Genomic DNA, 17,671 nt, shown 5'->3' on the forward strand with positions numbered 1-17,671 from the left:
CAATAGTCGCAATCTTGCGTTTTGAGTATAAATAAGGGGGGGCGGGGGATGAAGCGAAATCTCGCGCGTAATGTGCAGCTGACCGGGGCGCTCCTGTTGATTTGGGCCTTTTTGCAGGACATTCTGCTCACGCTGTCCACCATGACCTTCGTCCGCGATGATCACGGAAAATGGCAGGCGCTGATCCAGGCGGAGCAAGTCTCGCCGCTCTGGTCGGTGCTGTCTCTGCTGTTTGTGCTGGGGGGACTCGTCGTATTTCTCATCGGGTATCTGTTCAAAAAACGGCTCCCGATGCGCAAGGACCCGGGGCGTTCCCGACTCACGCTGCGGGACTTGTCGATATCGTTTGGCTGGGTCGGACTGTTGTTTTTCGGCAGTGTTTTTCTCTATTATTTTGGGATCGGCGGGCTGATTCCGGAGTGGTTCCGCACCTCGCCCGGGGCCAGTGCGCTGGGCGGCGTCTCGATGCAGATCGTCGCGATCCTTGTCATTCCGCTGTATTTCCGCAAGTCCTTGCGGGAGATCGGGCTGCAGCGCCCGGTGCTCTCGTGGAAGATGATCGGCTATGTGCTGATGTTTTTCATTTTCGTCTACGCGATGTCGCTGGTCACCACGTCGCTTTCCGAATGGATCGGCGTCGACACCGACTCCTACCGGGAGAAGCATATCTCGCAGGAACTCAACGATGCCAAAGCGCTTGGCTTCCTGATGGCGATGCTGCCGGTGATCGCGACGGCGGTGATCGCGCCGCTGGGGGAAGAGCTGCTCTTTCGCGGGGTGCTGCAATCGGTGCTGACCGCCAAATGGGGCGTCTACGCCGGGGTGATCGGCTCTGCGCTGCTCTTCTCGCTGATCCACGCCGATCTGGTGCTGTTCGTCCCGATCTTCCTGATGGGGGTGCTGTTCAGCGTCCTCTACCGCATCACCGGCTCGCTCTGGGCGCCGATCTGGCTGCATGCGGTCAACAATCTCATCGCCAGCCTCAACGATCTGCTCTAAAAAAAGCCTTCCCAATCTGCTTGGGAAGGCTTTTATTTCACTCTCTTGCGTTTGCGCCAGTAGAAGAGGCCGTAGACGAGACCGGCGATCAAGGCGAGTCCGACGATCCAGAAGACTAACTGGTGGGTCAGATCTGTGACCCGCGTCCAGTGAACGCCCAGCACGTTGCCAAGCGTGATGAACGTCAGCGACCAGATGATGCCGCCCGAATAGGCGTACAGGGCAAACGAGCTGAACTTCATCCGCGACAGCCCGGCCGCAAATGCGGTGACATGGCGAATGCCGGGGAGGAAGTAGCCGACGACCAGGACAAATTTGCCGAAGCGGTTGTACCAGTTGTTGACCGTGTCCAGCCGCTTTTGGTTGATGCCGACGCGGCGTCCGTACTTTTCGACGAGGGGCAGGCCAAAGCGATGGCCAAGCCAGTAGGAAGTGGAGATCCCCACGATGCTGCCGGAGATGGCGGTGAGCAGCGTGGCGGTCAAGTTCATCGTGCCTTGTGAGACCAAGTAGCCGCAATAGGTCATCAAGATCTCGTCCGGGATGGGCAGACCTACGATGCCGAGCACCAGCGAGATGAACAAGCCAAAGTAGCCATATGTTGTCACAAGCTCTAAAACGGTTTCCTTAATCATAAGAGAGCTCCAGGCACCTACCTTCCTCGAAGACATGCAGTTATTAGCATATCATACCAAGCTTGGCGATCTCAATTCATTTTTTGATCGAGATGCGCCGCGGCCAGAGCAGGAGCAGGAGCAGGAGGAAGCTGACATAGCCGAACACCGGGTAGAGATAATGCACGATGTTCGAGAAGCCGATCTGGGCCACAAAAAACGCGGCGGTGAGGATGACGACGGTGATCAGCGACCCCTGCACCTTGTTTTGCGGGCTTGTCAGCTGCGAGCTTAAGCCAAACACGTTGGCGATCAACGTCGAGTAGATCTCGCCCCACAGCGCCATGATGAACAGCCCTTGCATCAGCGGCGAAAACGTGGAAGACAGGAAGCCCATCGGAACTTCGTATTCGGCGATCAGCGGCATGCGGGTCGACATGGCGTACTGTGCGCCGAGCAGCATGATGCCAAGGCCAAGCGCGCCAAGCAGACCGCCCATTTTCAAGACGCTGGGCTTCTTCATCTCGCCGCCCATCGGCACGAGCACCGAGATGGCGAGTCCCATGTTCAGCGCGGCGTAGGTGATCGCGGAGAAGATCCAGGAGTAGCTGATCGACTCGGGATGGGCGACTGTCAGCTGCGGCCGGTATTCCGTTTGGAAAAAGCTCTGCAAGAAGATCGTGACGACGACGAGCAGCATCACCGGCACGATGATCGTGTTGGCGATCATGATGCCTTTCATGCCGCGCAGGATCGTCAGGAAGGTCAGCACCATCGTCAGGAGCACGCCGATCTGAAAAGAGAGGTTCAACTGCTCTTCGAACAGCGCGCCAACGCCTGCCAGCATGGCGACAGTGACGAAGAAGAGCATGATCATCATCGCAGTGTCGATCAAGGTGGCCAGCTTGCTGCCGAACAGATAGGCGGTCATTTCGCGGTAGGAGCGGGCCTTCAGCTTGTGCCCGAGCAGGAGCATCTGCACGCCGACCCAAGCAAATAAGGCGACGGCAAGGAGGATGGCAGGGTAGGCCATCGGTCCAAGCAGCGTGAAAAACTGCAAAATCTCCTGCCCCGATGCAAAACCGGCGCCGACGACCGTTCCGATGTAGGTAAATGCGATCTGCAAAGAAAGTCGTAAATCAGTTCCATTCATAGCTTATCCCCCCTACTAGCAACCATATTATTCGAAACCGAAAATCATGCTTTTGAATGTACAAGCATAGGTGATATACAGGGAAAAAAATAAAAGAGAGCATAAGGAGGGGATGACGTTGTCTCTGTGGGAGGCGATATTCCTCGGCGTGGTACAAGGCCTGACCGAATTTTTGCCGATCTCAAGCTCCGGTCACCTGGTCTTGTTTCAGCGGCTGTTCGGTCTTGAGGAAGGAGCCTTGACGTTCGATATCCTGCTGCATCTGGGCACCTTGCTGGCGGTGTTTGCCGTCTTCTGGCGCGACATCCTGGACATTTTGAAAAACCCGTTTGGCAAGATGGGACGCCTGATCATCGTCGGCTCGATTCCGACTGCAATGATCGGATTTTTGTTCAAAGACTACTTTGACACGGCGTTTGCATCGGGCGGGACGCTCGGCATCGAGTTCGTCATCACCGGGATCGTCATCTGGTGGGCCGACACAGCGCGCCGCGGCTTCAAGAAAGAGCGGGAGATGGGCTATGTCGATGCCTTGCTGATCGGCACGCTGCAAGGAGCGGCGATCATGCCGGCCTTGTCCCGCTCCGGACTGACGATCATGGGGGCGCTGTTTCGGGGCTTGGACCGCGAGTTTGCGGCGAAGTATTCGTTTTTGATGTCCATTCCGGTCATTCTCGGCGCCGGCGTGTTCGACATCTCCGATGCGATGGAGCAGGGGATGGCGATCGGCGCACCGGAGATCTTCGGGACGCTGGCCGCTGCGGTGGCCGGGTATTTCGCCATCAAATACATGATCGCGCTGATCGTCAAGCGCGGGATGCGGATGTTTGCCTGGTATGTCTGGCTGCTTGGCGGATTGATTTTGCTCGACCAGCTGTTCACCCAGTACTTGTTCACGTTTTAGAAGCCATAACAAAAACCCCTTCCGCTCGGGAAGGGGTTTTTGCTTAGCGGCGATTGGAACGGGAGTTCCAAGCGACGAGGCGCGCGCTTTTGAAGAAGTGGATCGTCAGCGCGAGCAGGATGACCGAGCCGAAGATCAGGAACCAGTTTTTCATCACGATCAGGGACAGGCCCCAGTGCTGCATGCTTGGGTCGGCGACGGCCGCCATCATCGGCATCATCGGCGCAAACACTTCGGTTGCCGTCTGGCCCCAGCCCATGTTGTAGAAGATCAGGGTGAAGGCGCCGGCGAGCACCGCGTGCAGCAGGCGGGCTACCATGTACGGGGTCATGCGGATGTCGGTGCCGGTGAGAACGGACGCGACCTGCGCATGCACAGACAGACCGGACCAGGCGATGATGAAGGAAACGATGATCAGCTGCTCAATTAGCGGTGCGGACGTCTGCGCCGCCATTGCGGAGCCGATATCGATCTCGAAGAGACCTGCCACAAACGACTGCACGAGGCCGGCATCGAGGCCGATCACGCGGAAGATCATTTCGATCGGCAGAGCGATCAGCGGCACGATGCCAGACAGGGACAGCACTTTGAACAGCACGGCGAAGAAGATGATAAAGCCACAAATCATAAACAGGGTCTTCATCGAGTCGTTGACCGCATCGCCGAGCAATTTGCCCAAGGTGCGGCCGTCTTCTTCACGCGCGCGCATCATTTCGCCAAAGGAGCGTTTGAAAATGTTGCCTTTGACGCGGGTTTCTTGCACAACATCTTCTTCCCGGTGGTTGCGTTCGGCGCGAACTCCGTAAAACTTAAAGGCGATGCCTACCAAGAAAGCCGATATGTAATGGGCGATGGCAAGCAGCATCCCGAGCTGCGGCGAGTGGAACATCCCGACCGCGACGGCGCCAAACATGAAGAGCGGGTCTGCCGTATTGGTGAACGCGAGCAGGCGCTCGCCTTCGATCCGGGTGCAAAGTTTGTTTTTGCGGAACTTCGATGTGATGACCGCGTCCATCGGATACCCGGCGGCGAGGCCCATCGACAAGGCAAAGGCGCCGACTCCCGGCACGCTGAACAAAGGGCGCATCAGCGGTTCGAGCAGCACGCCCAGCGCATGGACGATCCCTACGCCAAGCAAGAGCTCCGAGAGGATGAAGAACGGCAGGAGGGACGGGAATACAACGTCCCAGAAAAGCTTTAACCCATCTACCCCGGCTTTGAACCCTTCTTGCGGGTACATGACCAGGGACAAGGTCAGAAAGACGACCACGGTGGCCAAGATCGTTGTTGTTGAACGCTTCGGCGCTGTGGACATTGCTAGCCTCATCTCCTTTTTCAATTCGAAATACGGACTACCCTTACCCATACATATGGACGACCCGCCTGAGATATGTTTGGATTCGTCCAAGGCGGAAAGTTATGGTACTCTATACGAAAGATCAAACTGAGAAGGAGACACAGAGATGGCCGACATGACGATCAAAGAGATGCAAAAAGATGTGGACGCGTATATCTCGCAGTTCAAAGAAGGCTATTTCCACCCGATGACGCTGGTGGTGCGCTTGACCGAAGAACTGGGAGAACTGGCGCGGGAAGTCAACCACAGCCACGGGCAGAAGCCCAAGAAGAAGGAAGAGGCGGAGAGCTCGATCGCGCTGGAGCTGGCCGACATGATGTTTGTTATCACCTGCATGGCCAATTCGCTGGGCATTGATCTGGAAGAAGCGCACCAGGCTGTGATGCATAAATTCAACACGCGCGACGCGAACCGCTGGACGCGCAAGGACGCAGAGTAAAAAGGGGATCGATACATATGGCAGAACAGATTCGCGTGGTTGTCGTCGGCGCCAAAGGCCGCATGGGCCGCGAAACGGTAAAAGCAATCATCAATGACGAGGCGCTGGCGTTTGTCGGCGCGGTCGACCGGACGCTGGACGGCGTGCCGGTGTCGCAAGTGCTCGGCCTTGATGCGGGCGAGGTGCAATTTTCGACCGATCTGGAAAAAACGCTGCTTGAGACGCAGGCGGACGTGATGGTCGACTTTACGACGCCGGCGGTAATGAAAGGGAACATCGACAAAGCAATTGCGCTTGGCGTTCGTCCGGTCGTCGGCACGACAGGCATGACGCCCGAAGAAATCGCCGCTTGGGATGCCGCGTGCAAGGAGCGGGGCATCGGCGGGCTGATCGCGCCGAATTTTGCGATCGGGGCGATTTTGATGATGCGCTTTGCGGCGGAAGCAGCGAAATTCCTGCCGCATGTCGAGATCATCGAGATGCATCATGACCAGAAGCTGGACGCGCCGTCGGGCACGGCGATCAAGACGCTGGAGCTGATCGCGCAAGAGCGCGAGAAGATGGGACAAGGGCATCCGAACGAGCATGAGACGATCGCGGGATCGCGCGGCGGGGATTATGAAGGCATGCGCGTGCATAGTGTGAGATTGCCGGGCTATGTGGCGCACCAGCAAGTGATCTTCGGCGGCCTCGGGCAGACGCTGACGATCCGCCATGATTCGATCAACCGCGAGTCGTTTATGCCGGGCGTGGTACTGTCCTGCAAAGAGGTAATGAAGTATGAAGGCATGGTCTACGGTCTGGAAAACCTGCTCTTTTAACTGACGGAGGGATCCCGATGAACATCGCACTGATCGCACACGACCGCAAGAAAGAGACCTTGATCAATTTTGTGATCGCCTACCAGCATATTTTTGCAAAAGCCACCCTGTACGCGACCGGCACGACCGGGCTGCGCATTCAGGAGGCGTCGGGGCTGTCGGTCAACCGCTTCCTGTCCGGCCCGCTCGGCGGCGACCAGCAGATCGGGGCGTTGATCGCCGAAGATCGGATGGATCTCGTTCTCTTCTTCCGCGACCCGCTGATGTCCCAGCCGCACGAGCCGGACATCCTCGCGCTGCTCCGCCTCTGCGACGTCCATGAAATCCCCGTCGCCACCAACATGGGCACCGCCGAAGTCCTCGTCAAAGCACTCGATCGCGGCGATTTCGCCTGGAGAGAAGCAAGGCAAAAGGGCTAGACCTGGCCTGTCGGCCATTGGTTGGTGGAAGCCACCAGTCCAGTACGGTCTGGGACAGTCTGGGACGTCTGGGACAGTCTGGGACAGTCTGGGACAGTCTGGGAGATGGGCGGAGCTGAGGATTGAGGGAGTGAACATGTGTAATGGAACGTATTGAGGCTGTTGCTTGGAAAGTTGTTGAATCGCTTGAAGCGGCAGGATTTGAGGCCTATCTCGTCGGCGGCTGTGTCCGCGATAAATTGTTGGAACGAAACATTTACGATTATGACATCACCACCTCCGCATTGCCGGAGGAGGTGCAGGCGCTGTTTCCGCATACGGTGCCGACCGGTATCAAACACGGCACCGTCTCCGTCCGCGAAGAAGGTTTTCAGTATGAAGTGACCACGTTTCGGACGGATGGGGAGTATGAGGACGGGCGGCATCCGGCGGAAGTCAAGTTTGTGCGGTCGCTGGAGGAGGACCTGGCGCGGCGGGACTTGACGATCAACGCGATGGCATTGGGTCGCGACGGCACGCTGCACGACCCGTTTGGCGGACAGTTTGATCTGTTCGCCAAACGGATCAAGGCGGTCGGCGACCCGGTGAAACGCTTTGAGGAAGACGCGCTGCGGATGCTGCGGGCGATCCGCTTTGCGGCGCAGCTGCAGTTTGAGATCGAAGAGGAAACCCTGCAGGCGATCTCCGAAGAAGCATTTCGCCTGCAGCAGATCTCCCGCGAGCGCATCCGCGACGAATGGCTCAAGATGCTGCTCTCGCACGCGGATACGGCGATCCAACTGCTCTGGGAGACAGACACTTTGCGCCACATCTTCTCCCGACCGACCGTCGAGCCGGAACCATGGGAGCGAGCAGCCGCCTGGACGGCCGACGCGCCGCCCGACATCGCCTTGCGCTTCTGCCTCGTCTTTGCCGCGCTGGAGATCGACGAGCCGCGCATGGACAAAACGCTGCAAGGGCTGAAGCTGCCATCCCAGCTCAAAAAAGAAATCCGCGACCTGTTCGCTCTGCAGAAGACCGAACCGTCCCCGGACTGGCCGGACAGCACATGGCGGCAACTGTTTTACATCCACGGCTACGAAACGATCTGGCGCCGCTGCATGATGCGCGCCGTGATCCATGAGCCGGATAAGCTGCCTTTCTGGCGTGAACAGGTCGCACAGCGCCGCGAGCAGCAGCCAATCTGGGTCTTGTCCGATCTCGCGCTGACCGGCGAGGACCTGATCGAACATGGCATCGCGGAAGGCCCGGCCCTCGGGCACTGGCTGAAACGCCTCGCCCAAGCGGTGCTGCAAGATCCGTCGCACAACGAGAAGACGGCGCTCCTGCAGCTCGTGCAAGACTGGCAAGCCAACTCGTAGCAGGTGCAAAGGAGGTTGTCGATTGGACGATCAAAACGAACAATCCCTTGTCTCTTTGGATCAAGCCCTTCTGCAAGCGCAGGCCGACCCGGACCTGGAGCCCGCTTTCTTCAAACGGCTGCTCCACTCCAACCTCTATGTGCTTGGGCACGTCGAGGATGCGCAGATCGAAGAAGACGGCACGGTCTGGCCGCGCGACAACTCGACGCTGCACATCACCCATTTTGATGTCGACGGCCAGACGGTGCTGCCCGTCTTCTCCGCGCCGGATCACCTGCGCAGCCTGTTTGACGAAGAGCCCGACTTTATCCTCCTTCGCGCCACCAACATCCTCGCGTCGGCGACACCCGACCTAAAAATTGTGCTCAACCCCGGCACCTCTGTCGGCAGAGCCTTCACCTACGAAGACATCCAAAAGCTCCTCCGCTGAGGAGCTTTTTTCATGCCCTGCTCTCTCCCTTCAACAAAAATCTACTTAACCCGACAAAATAATTATTTAGTATCTAGCAAATTGATGATATAAATAGATTGGGGTAATTAGGTTTCTTCCACATGAAGCACTAATGAAGGGAGATTGTTCCACCTTATGAATCAGCATTCATCCACCAATCAAAAAGTTGTCATCTTAGGCGGCGGTGTCGCCGGGATGAGCGCCGCGCATGAATTGATCCAGCGCGGATTTGATGTTGTTGTCTACGAATACAAAAGCATTGCCGGCGGCAAAGCGCGCTCCATGCCGGTGCCGGAGTCAGGCAAAGAGGGTAGAAAAGACTTGCCCGGCGAACACGGCTTCCGCTTTTTCCCCGGTTTTTACAAACATGTGACCGATACGATGCAGCGCATTCCTTATACCGATCCGGACGGCGAAGAGAAAACCGTCTTTGACAACCTCATCCATGCCCCGCGCATGGGCCTGGCCCGCTATGACCATCCGCTGACCGAGTTTGTCGCCAACTTCCCGACCTCGCTCGACGATGTGGTCGACATCATCAAATCGATGTTTGACGCCGACCTCGGCCTCTCCGCCGAAGAGATGGAAACGGCCGCTTCGAAAGTCTGGCAGATCCTCACCTCCTGCCATGAACGCAAAGTGCAAGAATACGAGCAGATCCCGTGGTGGGACTTCATCGAGGCGGAACAGCACTCCGAAGCGTACCGCAAGTTGTTCACCGCGCTGACCCGCACCCTCGTCGCCGCCAAAGCGCACGAAGCGAGCACGAAGACGGTCGGCAATGTCGGCGCGGAGCTGATCCTCGACATGATCACGCCGGGCATGCAAAACGACCGCGTCCTGAACGGCCCGACCAACGACGTGTGGGTCGACCCGTGGCTGAACTTCCTGCGCGAACAAGGCGTGGATTACCGCTTCGGCGCAGAAGTCAAAAAGATCGACTGCAAGGACGGCGTCATCACCGGTGCGACGATCCTCGAAAACGGCGTTCAATACGAAGTCACCGCCGACTACTATATATCGGCGCTGCCCGTTGAAGTGATGGCCAGCCTGCTCACCGACGAGATGCTGCTGGCCGATCCGACCCTGTTTTACCTGAAACAGCTGGCCTTGTCGGTCGACTGGATGACCGGTATTCAGTTCTACCTGACCGAGCCCGCGCCGATCATCGAAGGCCACGTCCTGTACATGGATTCGCAGTGGGCGCTGACCTCCGTCTCGCAGGCGCAGTTCTGGCCGTACATCGACCTGCGCCAATACGGGGATGGGGAAGTGGTCGACATCCTCTCCGTCGACATCTCCGACTGGAACACGCCGGGCACCAATGGCATGACAGCGATGGAGTGCGACTTTGAACAGTTGAAAAATGAAGTCTGGGCGCAGTTGAAAAAGAGCCTCAACCACGACGGCGAAATGCTGCTGCGCGATGACATGATCCACACCGTCTTCCTCGACCCGGACATCTGCTTCATCAACCCGCGCGACAAGATCAATCTCGAACCGCTCTTGATCAACAAAGTTGGCACCTGGACCCAGCGCCCGGATGCGTACACCGCAATTCCGAACTTGTTCCTCGCCTCCGACTATGTCCGCACCAACACCGACCTGGCGACGATGGAAGGGGCCAACGAAGCGGCTCGCCGCGCGGTCAACGCCATCCTCGACGCGGCACACTCCAACACGGAGCGCTGCGAGATCTTCGAAATGTTTGAACACAAGCTGTTCACGCTGTGGCAAAAACACGACCAGGAGCGCTTCGAAAAAGGCTTGCCGTGGGACGGCAAAACGGTTCTGCATATCTTCTAATTCCATTCAATCCTGACCAAAAGGGGGGAGTCGCATGTTTTCGATCGCCGGATACCAGATCCTCGGCCAGATCGCCGAGGGCAGCAAGTCGGTCATCTACCGCGGCCAGGCCGAGGGCAGCAGCCAGACTTTCATTTTAAAAGCGATGAAAACCGAATATCCCCCTTTGCAGGATGTCGTCCGCTGGAAGCGCGAGTATGAGATTGCAAAAAGCCTCGACTCTGACGGCATCGTGCGCCCGCTGGAGCTGTGCGAGCAGGGCAACGGTGTCGTGCTGGTGCTGGAAGACTTTGGCGGCAGCTCGCTCGCTCATCTTCTGCGGCAAAAGCGGCTCAACCTGAGCCAGTTTCTCGACATCGCCATTCCGCTCGCCGAGACGCTGGGCTTTTTGCATCAGCGGCAGATCATCCACAAAGACATCAAGCCGCACAACATCATCGTCGCGCCCGATGCTGGCATCGTGAAGCTGACCGACTTTTCGATCGCCTCGCTGCTCGTCAGCGAGAAGACGGAGATGGTCAACCCGACCCAGCTTGAAGGCACGCCCGCTTATATGTCGCCGGAGCAGACCGGCCGCATGAACCGCGTCACCGACTACCGGACCGACTTTTATTCGCTGGGTGTCACGTTTTATGAAATGCTGACCGGACAGCCGCCATATGTCACGCACGACCCGGTCGAGCTGATCCACTGCCACATCGCCAAGCAGCCGCAAGCGCCGTACGAATGGAACATCGGCATCCCCAAGGCCGTCTCGGACATCGTCATGCGCTGCCTCGCCAAAAACGCGGAAGACCGCTACCAGAGCGCGTTTGGCTTGAAAGCTGACCTCGAGACCTGCCGCCGCCGCTTGCAGGAATATGGCGTGATCGGCGATTTTCCGCTTGGCCAGTCCGATCAGTCGGAAATTTTTCGCATCCCGGAAAAGTTGTACGGGCGCGGGCAGGACATCGCGGCGATGCGCGCCTGCTTTGACCGCGCCGCACAGGGTACGAGCGAACTGTTGCTCGTGTCCGGTTTTTCCGGCATTGGCAAGTCGTTTTTCGTCCATGAGATCCACGCTTCTGTCGTGCAGGAAAACGGCTTTTTCCTGACCGGCAAATTCGACCAGTTCAAACGGCACATTCCGTACCACGCCTTGATCCGGTCGATGAAAGACCTGATCGCCCAGCTGTTGACCCAAAGCGAAGAGGACGTCCTGCACTGGCAGGACAAGATCTTGCAGGCGCTTGGCAACAACGGCAGCGTGATGACCGACGTCATCCCGGAGCTGGAGCTGATCATTCACAAACAGCCGGACGCCCCGCAACTGCCGCCTGAAGAAACGCAAAACCGTTTCCAACTGACCATGCAAAAGCTGCTCAGCGTTTTTTGCAAGCGCGAGCATCCTGTGGTGCTCTTTCTCGATGACCTGCAATGGGCCGACCCGGCTTCGCTTACAATGATCGAATATCTGCTCAGCGACCCGGCGACCTCCCATCTGCTGTTTATCGGCGCGTACCGCGACAACGAAGTCTCCTCCGGTCACCGCCTGATGCGGATGCTGGACGCGCTGCGCCAGAAGCAGCGCCCGTACCGGCAGATCACTTTGCGACCGCTTGACCTTGAACATATGGGCGAACTGCTCGCCGATACGCTTGGCCAGGCCGAGGAACAGGTGAGGACGCTCACGGAGCTCGTTTTGCAAAAGACGAACGGCAACCCGTTTTTCGCGCGGCAATTCCTGCAGGCGCTCTATGCCCGGCAGATGATCTCCTTCGATTCGGCAGAGGGTCGCTGGGTCTGGGATGAAGCGCGCATCGGCGGCGTGGACATCACCGACAACGTGGTGGAGTTCATGCTGCAAAAGATCCAGGAGCTGCAGGAGGACACCCAGCAGATGCTGCAGGTGGCCGCTTGCATCGGCAGCTCCTTCGACCTGCAGACCGTAGCTCGCACAGCCGGCAAAAGCGTCAGCGCCGCAGCGGACGAACTTTGGCCTGCTCTGCAGGAAGGCTTGCTCGTGCCGGTCGGCACCGATTACAAACTCCTCTACAGCCCGGGCCGGGCAGAAGAAGATGATTTTAACGTTTCGTTCAAATTCCTGCACGACCGCGTCCAGCAGGCCGCGTATGCCTTGCTGACCGAAGCGCGGCGCAAAGAAGTGCATCTCGGGATCGGCCGTCTGCTGCTGGCCCGCACGAGCCGGCCGGAGCTGGAAGAGCGACTGTTCGATATGGTCAACCACCTGAACGAAGGGCTATCGCTGATCCAGACCCGCAAAGAGATTCTGCAGCTGATCTCCCTGAACCTGATCGCCGGCAAGCGCGCCAAAGCATCCACCGCCTACGAACCTGCCCTGAAATACCTCACCCAAGGCGCGGAGCTTTTGCCAGCCGACGCGTGGGAGACGCAGTACGACCTGACGATGCAGCTCCATCTGGAGCGCTCCGAAGTCGAGTACCTCTGCGGCAACTTCGAGCTGGCCGAGCAGCTGTTTGACCTGATTTTGGCCAACGCGAAGACCAAGCTGGAGCAAGTCCGCGTCTACAACATCAAGACCCAGCTTTTGATCAACCTCGGGCAATACGAAGAGGCGATCCGGCAGGGGCTGAAATGCGTGCGGCTCCTCGGCATCAAGCTGACCGACGAAGCGGGGATGCTCTCGTTCCTATGGGAGATGGCGAAGGCAAAATGGAACCTGCGCAAACGGACGGTGACCGAACTGCTCCATCTGCCGCTGGTCAAAGACCCGTACCGCGACGAGGCGATGAAGCAGGTGTTCAACATCGCGACCGCGTTTTATTTTGTCAACCCGCAGAAGTTCGCCCAGCTCAATCTGAAAGTGCTGAACATGACGATCAAGCATGGCAATTCGCTGGCTTCCAGCATCGCCTACGGAGGCTATGGCGTGATGATCGGCAACATCCTCGGCGATGTCGAGAACGGCTACCACTACGGGAAGCTGGCGAAGCAGGTCAATGACAAATACTTTGCGCCGCTCCGGCACAAAAGCGATTTTTCGTTCGCCTTGTTCTCGATACATTGGAAAGAGCATCTGCAGCATGCAACCCGGCTGTTCCGCGAGACGCACCAGAACGCGATGGAGTCGGGCGACTTGATTCAAGCCTTTTTCTCCGTCCTGCAGATGATCAACTGCATGGTGATCCACGGCGAGCAGCTCGATGTGATCGACCGCGATGTCCGCACCTATCTGGAGTTCGCCAAGCGGGCCAAGCTGCGCGACCATGTCAGCAACTACCTGATCTTAAAAGCGTTTGTGCAAAATCTGCTCGGGCGCACCGACGGGCTGACCAGTTTGAGCGATGAAGATTTTCAGGAAGACGCCTATCTGGAGCGGCTGCAGGCGGAAGAAGGTCTGCATCTCCTGAACTGGTACTATTTTGTCAAAGCCAAACTCTGCTATCTGTATGAGCAGCCGGGCGAAGCGGTGCGCTGGTCGCGGGAAGGGGAGAAGATCATCTCCGCCTCGATGGCCCAGCCGCATGTGCCGGAGCACTATTTTTACTATTCGCTGAGCATGGCGGCCAACTACGGCCACGTCTCCCCGCAGGAGCAGCGCGCGTATTGGAAACAGCTCAAGAAAAATCGCCGCAAGCTGAAAAAGTGGGCCCGGCACGCCCCGCAAAACACCGAGCACAAATACCTGCTCGTCCAGGCGGAAATGGAGCGCATCAAAGGCAGCGAGCAGGCGGCGATGCGCCTGTACGACGCCGCGATCGAGTCGGCGCACCTGTATGAGTTTGCCAACAATGCCGCACTGGCCGCTGAATGTGCGGCCAAGTTCTACGCCTCCCGCGCCAAGCATAAAATCGCCAAAACGTACATGACGGAGGCGGTCTATGGCTACCTGCGCTGGGGCGCGACGGCGAAAGTGCAGCAGCTCGAAGCGACCTACCCGCACCTGCTGGCGACCCGTCTGGAGCATGAGACCTCCCTCGAAGTGGCGGCGACAGGCTCCGGCAGCATCAGCGCGACGGGCGGAAGCGCGGTGCAGAAGATCGATCTGCTCACCGTCATGAAAGCAGCCCGGGCGATCTCCGGCGAGATCGTCTTGGACAAGCTGCTGGAAAACATGATCCACATCGTCGTCGAAAACGCCGGCGCGGAAAAAGGCGTCCTGCTGATCGAGCAGGAAGGTGACTTGCTGATTGAAGCGGAGAAAACCACCGGGAACGACACTGTGCGCGTGCTGCAAGGCACCCCGTACCGCAACTGCTCGAACGTGGCCTCGTCGGTGATCCAGTATGTCAGACGGATGCGCGAGCCGGTCGTGCTGCATGACGCGATGGATGCGGACATGTTTGCGAAAGACCCGTACATCCTGCACAAAAAGCCCAAGTCGATCCTCGCCATGCCGATCTTGAACCAAGGCAAGCTGGTGGGGGTGCTGTATCTGGAGAACAACTTGACCACGCACGCCTTCACGGCTTCGCGACTGGAAGTGATGAGCCTGCTGTCCTCGCAGATCGCCGTTTCCATTGAAAACGCCAAGCTGTACAACCAGCAGGTCGAGCTGAGCCGCGCGTACGGCAAGTTTGTGCCGCATCAGTTCCTGCGCTTTTTGGACAAGAAAAGCATCATCGACGTAAGGCTGGGCGACCATGTGCAGACGGAGATGTCGGTGCTGTTTTCCGATATCCGCTCGTTTACAACGTTGTCGGAGCGGATGACGCCGGAGGAGAATTTCAAGTTCCTCAATGAATTCTTGAGCCGGATGGAGCCTTCGATCACAGAAAACCACGGTTTTATCGACAAGTATATCGGCGACTCGATCATGTCGCTGTTCGATCAGGGCGCGGATGATGCGGTGCGCGCCGCCTTGTCGATGCTGAAAGTGCTCGCCGCGTACAACGAGCAGCGCCGGATGGACGGGCTGGAAGAGATCGGGCTTGGCATCGGGATCAACAGCGGTCTGTTGATGCTTGGAACGCTCGGCGGCGACAACCGAATGGATTCGACGGTGATCTCCGACGCCGTCAACCTGGCATCAAGGGTGGAAGGGCTGACCAAGCGGTACCGCGTGCAACTGTTGATCTCCGAGCAGACCTTGTCCCGTCTGCGCGATCCGGGCCGCTATCACATCCGCATCATCGACCGGGTGAAAGTGAAAGGCAAGTCGGAAGCGGTGTCGGTCTATGAGGTGTTTGACGCCGACCCGCAGGAGGTGCGTGAAGGGAAGCTGCGCACCAAGGAGATTTTTGAACAGGGGTATTGCTTGTATCAGGAGCAGAATTTCGTTGGCGCTAAAGCATTGTTTGACGAGTGCCTGCGCCAGAATCCGCAGGACAAAAGCGCACAGGTCTATGTGGAGCGCTGTCTGCATTGTCTGGAATATGGGTACGACGAATATTGGACCAACGAGGGAGCGAAAACATGACCAGTGCGGCAAAAAGCATGTTTGTATTTGGCATTTACCTGTTGAGTTTAAGCCTGAGCTGCCTCTTTTGGCCAAATACGGTGATCGAACTGATCGGAATCGGGGAACCGGGCGATGCTTCGGTGTTTATCCGCTTTTCCGGGATGATGGCGTTTTTCCTGGCGATGTATTATTTCATCGCCGCGCGCAAAGACCAGACCGAGTTTATGTGGTGGACGGTGTACACGCGCCCGCTGGTGTTTGTGTTCTGCGCCTTGTTTGTGCTGACCGGCGCGTTTCCGAAGATCGCGATCTTCGTGGGAGTTTTCGATATTGTGACCGCCTTCTGGACGTATCTCGCCCTGCGGGCGCAAGCGGGGGCGTAACTGAATGGACTGGCTGATCGGCCATCTGGTCGGGGACTATCTGCTCCAAAACGACTGGATGGCATACAACAAAAAGCAAAAGACCTGGCGCGGCGAACTGGCCTGCAATCTGCATTGCCTGATCTGGACGCTCAGCGTCCTTTGCTTTACCGGCTGGTGGGACTGGCCTCATGCCCTGTTGGTCTACGGGACACATTATCTGCTCGACCGCACGGGGCTGGTCAACTGGTATGTGAAGAAGATCAATCTGGGCCCGCCGCTGCCGTGGCTGTATATTGTGACCGATAATGTGCTGCATCTGCTGGTGCTTTATTTGGTTGATAAATATGTATAACTTTAGGCGTTAAGATTTATATGAATGGCGCGTTAAATATAACTGTTCAGATTGAAGAGAAGCGTGGTAGACTAGAAGAGGAGCAAGATTCCGAGATGTTATCATGTAAGGTGTGAGAGAGACATGGGAGACCCTCTTTTGGCGGTACGGGAAGAAGTCAAACCGGAAACCATGCTGAAGATCATCTTTGACTATATTGCGAAAATCACGGCGGAGAAGCGGCTGAGCCATATTTTGATGCTGATGGCCGACATGGGGCGGGAGATGATCCTCGCCGACCGCTGCACGTTGTGGCTGCTCGATGAAGAGCGCCAGGAGCTGCGCACGACGGTGGCGCACGATGTGAGCGAGCTGCGCATTCCGGTCGATTCTGGCGTGGTCGGGCATACGATCCGCACGGGACAAGCGGTGATCATCGATGATGCCTATCAGGATGACCGGTTTAATGTGATGGTGGATCGGACGACCGGGTATCGGACGCGATCGATTTTGGTGATTCCGATCCGGGATAATGAAGACCGTGTGATGGGCGCGTTTCAGGCGATCAACAAGATGACGGCGAAGGGCAAGTTTACGCAGCAGGATCTGGAGCATCTGACCTTGGCGGCGTATTACTCGGGCAAATCGCTGGAATCGGCGATGTTGGCGCATGAGATCGAAGAGACGCAAAAGGAGATCATCTTCGCGATGGGCGAAGTCGGCGAGACGAGGTCGAAGGAGACGGGCAACCATGTGAAGCGGGTTGCGGAGTATTCGAAGATTTTGGCGCTGCGCTTCGGGCTGAGTGAAGAGGAGGCCGAGCTGATCAAGACGGCGTCGCCGATGCATGATATCGGGAAAGTGGCGATCCCTGATTCGATCTTAAACAAGCCGGGCAAGCTGACCCCGGATGAATATGAATTGATGAAGACGCATACGACAATCGGCTATCAACTATTGAAAAATTCCAAGCGCCGCATCCTGAAAGCGGCCGCGACCATCGCCATCGAGCACCATGAAAAATGGAACGGCACCGGCTACCCGAACGGTCTGCAAGGGGAAGCGATCCACCTGTACGGGCGCATCACGGCCGTCGCCGATGTCTTTGATGCATTGGCGAGCGACCGCCCGTACAAGAAGGCGTGGGAGTTAGCGCGAATCCTCGACCTCTTCCGCGAAGAGCGCGGCCAGCATTTTGATCCGCAGCTCGTGGATGTCTTTTTCGAGAGCCTCGATGAGATTCTGGAGATCCGTTCGCAGTATGGCGACAATTTTGATATCTGGTAAGA

The 17,671-nt window shown here is 57.5% G+C and carries 15 protein-coding genes; 12 read left to right on the forward strand and 3 right to left on the reverse strand.

From position 1 onward, the window contains the following. Positions 1-48: 48 nt before the first annotated feature. Positions 49-999 carry a CPBP family intramembrane glutamic endopeptidase gene (locus CBW65_RS17645; RefSeq protein ID WP_087457942.1) on the forward strand — a complete coding sequence of 317 codons (951 nt, stop codon included), beginning with the start codon at positions 49-51 and terminating at the stop codon, positions 997-999. Between the two features lie 32 nt (positions 1,000-1,031). On the opposite strand, the gene CBW65_RS17650 is transcribed toward CBW65_RS17645, so the two are convergent. Both CBW65_RS17650 and CBW65_RS17655 read right to left on the reverse strand, forming a co-directional pair. After that, complete coding sequence (locus CBW65_RS17650; protein ID WP_087457943.1) at positions 1,032-1,634, reverse strand: DedA family protein; 603 nt, start codon at positions 1,632-1,634, stop codon at positions 1,032-1,034. Positions 1,635-1,710: 76 nt separating this feature from the next. Then, complete coding sequence (locus CBW65_RS17655) at positions 1,711-2,766, reverse strand: YkvI family membrane protein (RefSeq protein WP_087457944.1); 1,056 nt, start codon at positions 2,764-2,766, stop codon at positions 1,711-1,713. Between the two features lie 118 nt (positions 2,767-2,884). On the opposite strand from CBW65_RS17655, the gene CBW65_RS17660 reads away from it, so the two are divergent. Beyond that, positions 2,885-3,670: an undecaprenyl-diphosphate phosphatase gene (locus tag CBW65_RS17660; RefSeq protein WP_232463354.1), complete on the forward strand. Its 786-nt coding sequence runs from the start codon at positions 2,885-2,887 to the stop codon at positions 3,668-3,670. A 43-nt stretch (positions 3,671-3,713) separates the two neighbouring features. Here CBW65_RS17660 and ylbJ read toward each other — a convergent pair whose 3' ends face one another. Next, positions 3,714-4,985 (reverse strand): sporulation integral membrane protein YlbJ, encoded by a 1,272-nt coding sequence (gene ylbJ / locus CBW65_RS17665; RefSeq protein WP_087457946.1) that lies wholly within the window; start codon positions 4,983-4,985, stop codon positions 3,714-3,716. Positions 4,986-5,133: 148 nt separating this feature from the next. Here ylbJ and CBW65_RS17670 point away from each other — a divergent pair, with 148 nt between their 5' ends. The 10 genes from CBW65_RS17670 (at position 5,134) to CBW65_RS17715 (ending at position 17,669) form a co-directional block, all read left to right on the forward strand. Then, complete coding sequence (locus CBW65_RS17670; protein WP_087457947.1) at positions 5,134-5,466, forward strand: nucleotide pyrophosphohydrolase; 333 nt, start codon at positions 5,134-5,136, stop codon at positions 5,464-5,466. 17 nt (positions 5,467-5,483) lie between these two features. Further along, the gene (gene dapB, locus CBW65_RS17675; RefSeq protein WP_087457948.1) at positions 5,484-6,287 is read left to right on the forward strand and encodes a 4-hydroxy-tetrahydrodipicolinate reductase; all 804 of its coding nucleotides are present in this window, start codon (positions 5,484-5,486) and stop codon (positions 6,285-6,287) included. 17 nt (positions 6,288-6,304) lie between these two features. Then, complete coding sequence (gene mgsA, locus CBW65_RS17680; protein ID WP_087457949.1) at positions 6,305-6,706, forward strand: methylglyoxal synthase; 402 nt, start codon at positions 6,305-6,307, stop codon at positions 6,704-6,706. A gap of 143 nt (positions 6,707-6,849) precedes the next feature. Then, positions 6,850-8,067, forward strand: coding sequence for a CCA tRNA nucleotidyltransferase (locus CBW65_RS17685; protein ID WP_087457950.1), 1,218 nt, complete (start codon positions 6,850-6,852; stop codon positions 8,065-8,067). Between the two features lie 22 nt (positions 8,068-8,089). Beyond that, positions 8,090-8,497 carry an SseB family protein gene (locus CBW65_RS17690; protein ID WP_157722027.1) on the forward strand — a complete coding sequence of 136 codons (408 nt, stop codon included), beginning with the start codon at positions 8,090-8,092 and terminating at the stop codon, positions 8,495-8,497. Positions 8,498-8,653: 156 nt separating this feature from the next. Beyond that, positions 8,654-10,324, forward strand: coding sequence for a hydroxysqualene dehydroxylase (locus CBW65_RS17695; RefSeq protein WP_087457952.1), 1,671 nt, complete (start codon positions 8,654-8,656; stop codon positions 10,322-10,324). A gap of 34 nt (positions 10,325-10,358) precedes the next feature. Further along, complete coding sequence (locus CBW65_RS17700; protein ID WP_087457953.1) at positions 10,359-15,704, forward strand: protein kinase domain-containing protein; 5,346 nt, start codon at positions 10,359-10,361, stop codon at positions 15,702-15,704. Beyond that, positions 15,701-16,069 carry a hypothetical protein gene (locus tag CBW65_RS17705; protein WP_087457954.1) on the forward strand — a complete coding sequence of 123 codons (369 nt, stop codon included), beginning with the start codon at positions 15,701-15,703 and terminating at the stop codon, positions 16,067-16,069. The genes CBW65_RS17700 and CBW65_RS17705 overlap by 4 nt, the downstream gene beginning before the upstream one ends. Positions 16,070-16,073: 4 nt before the next feature. Beyond that, positions 16,074-16,403, forward strand: a complete 330-nt coding sequence (locus CBW65_RS17710; RefSeq protein WP_087457955.1) for a DUF3307 domain-containing protein — start codon at positions 16,074-16,076, stop codon at positions 16,401-16,403. Positions 16,404-16,526: 123 nt separating this feature from the next. Continuing rightward, positions 16,527-17,669: an HD-GYP domain-containing protein gene (locus CBW65_RS17715; RefSeq protein WP_087457956.1), complete on the forward strand. Its 1,143-nt coding sequence runs from the start codon at positions 16,527-16,529 to the stop codon at positions 17,667-17,669. Positions 17,670-17,671: the final 2 nt, after the last annotated feature.

It is taken from the genome of Tumebacillus avium, assembly GCF_002162355.1.
GTDB classification, from domain to species: domain Bacteria; phylum Bacillota; class Bacilli; order Tumebacillales; family Tumebacillaceae; genus Tumebacillus_A; species Tumebacillus_A avium.

Coding starts and splice junctions, on each gene's coding strand:
- CBW65_RS17645 (WP_087457942.1), top strand. CDS start 49: ATGAAGCGAAATCTCGCGCGTAATGTGCAGCTGACCGGGGCGCTCCTG.
- CBW65_RS17695 (WP_087457952.1), top strand. CDS start 8,654: ATGAATCAGCATTCATCCACCAATCAAAAAGTTGTCATCTTAGGCGGC.
- CBW65_RS17650 (WP_087457943.1), bottom strand. CDS start 1,634: ATGATTAAGGAAACCGTTTTAGAGCTTGTGACAACATATGGCTACTTT.
- ylbJ (WP_087457946.1), bottom strand. CDS start 4,985: ATGTCCACAGCGCCGAAGCGTTCAACAACAACGATCTTGGCCACCGTG.
- CBW65_RS17715 (WP_087457956.1), top strand. CDS start 16,527: ATGGGAGACCCTCTTTTGGCGGTACGGGAAGAAGTCAAACCGGAAACC.
- CBW65_RS17705 (WP_087457954.1), top strand. CDS start 15,701: ATGACCAGTGCGGCAAAAAGCATGTTTGTATTTGGCATTTACCTGTTG.
- CBW65_RS17710 (WP_087457955.1), top strand. CDS start 16,074: ATGGACTGGCTGATCGGCCATCTGGTCGGGGACTATCTGCTCCAAAAC.
- dapB (WP_087457948.1), top strand. CDS start 5,484: ATGGCAGAACAGATTCGCGTGGTTGTCGTCGGCGCCAAAGGCCGCATG.
- mgsA (WP_087457949.1), top strand. CDS start 6,305: ATGAACATCGCACTGATCGCACACGACCGCAAGAAAGAGACCTTGATC.
- CBW65_RS17655 (WP_087457944.1), bottom strand. CDS start 2,766: ATGAATGGAACTGATTTACGACTTTCTTTGCAGATCGCATTTACCTAC.
- CBW65_RS17685 (WP_087457950.1), top strand. CDS start 6,850: ATGGAACGTATTGAGGCTGTTGCTTGGAAAGTTGTTGAATCGCTTGAA.
- CBW65_RS17670 (WP_087457947.1), top strand. CDS start 5,134: ATGGCCGACATGACGATCAAAGAGATGCAAAAAGATGTGGACGCGTAT.
- CBW65_RS17700 (WP_087457953.1), top strand. CDS start 10,359: ATGTTTTCGATCGCCGGATACCAGATCCTCGGCCAGATCGCCGAGGGC.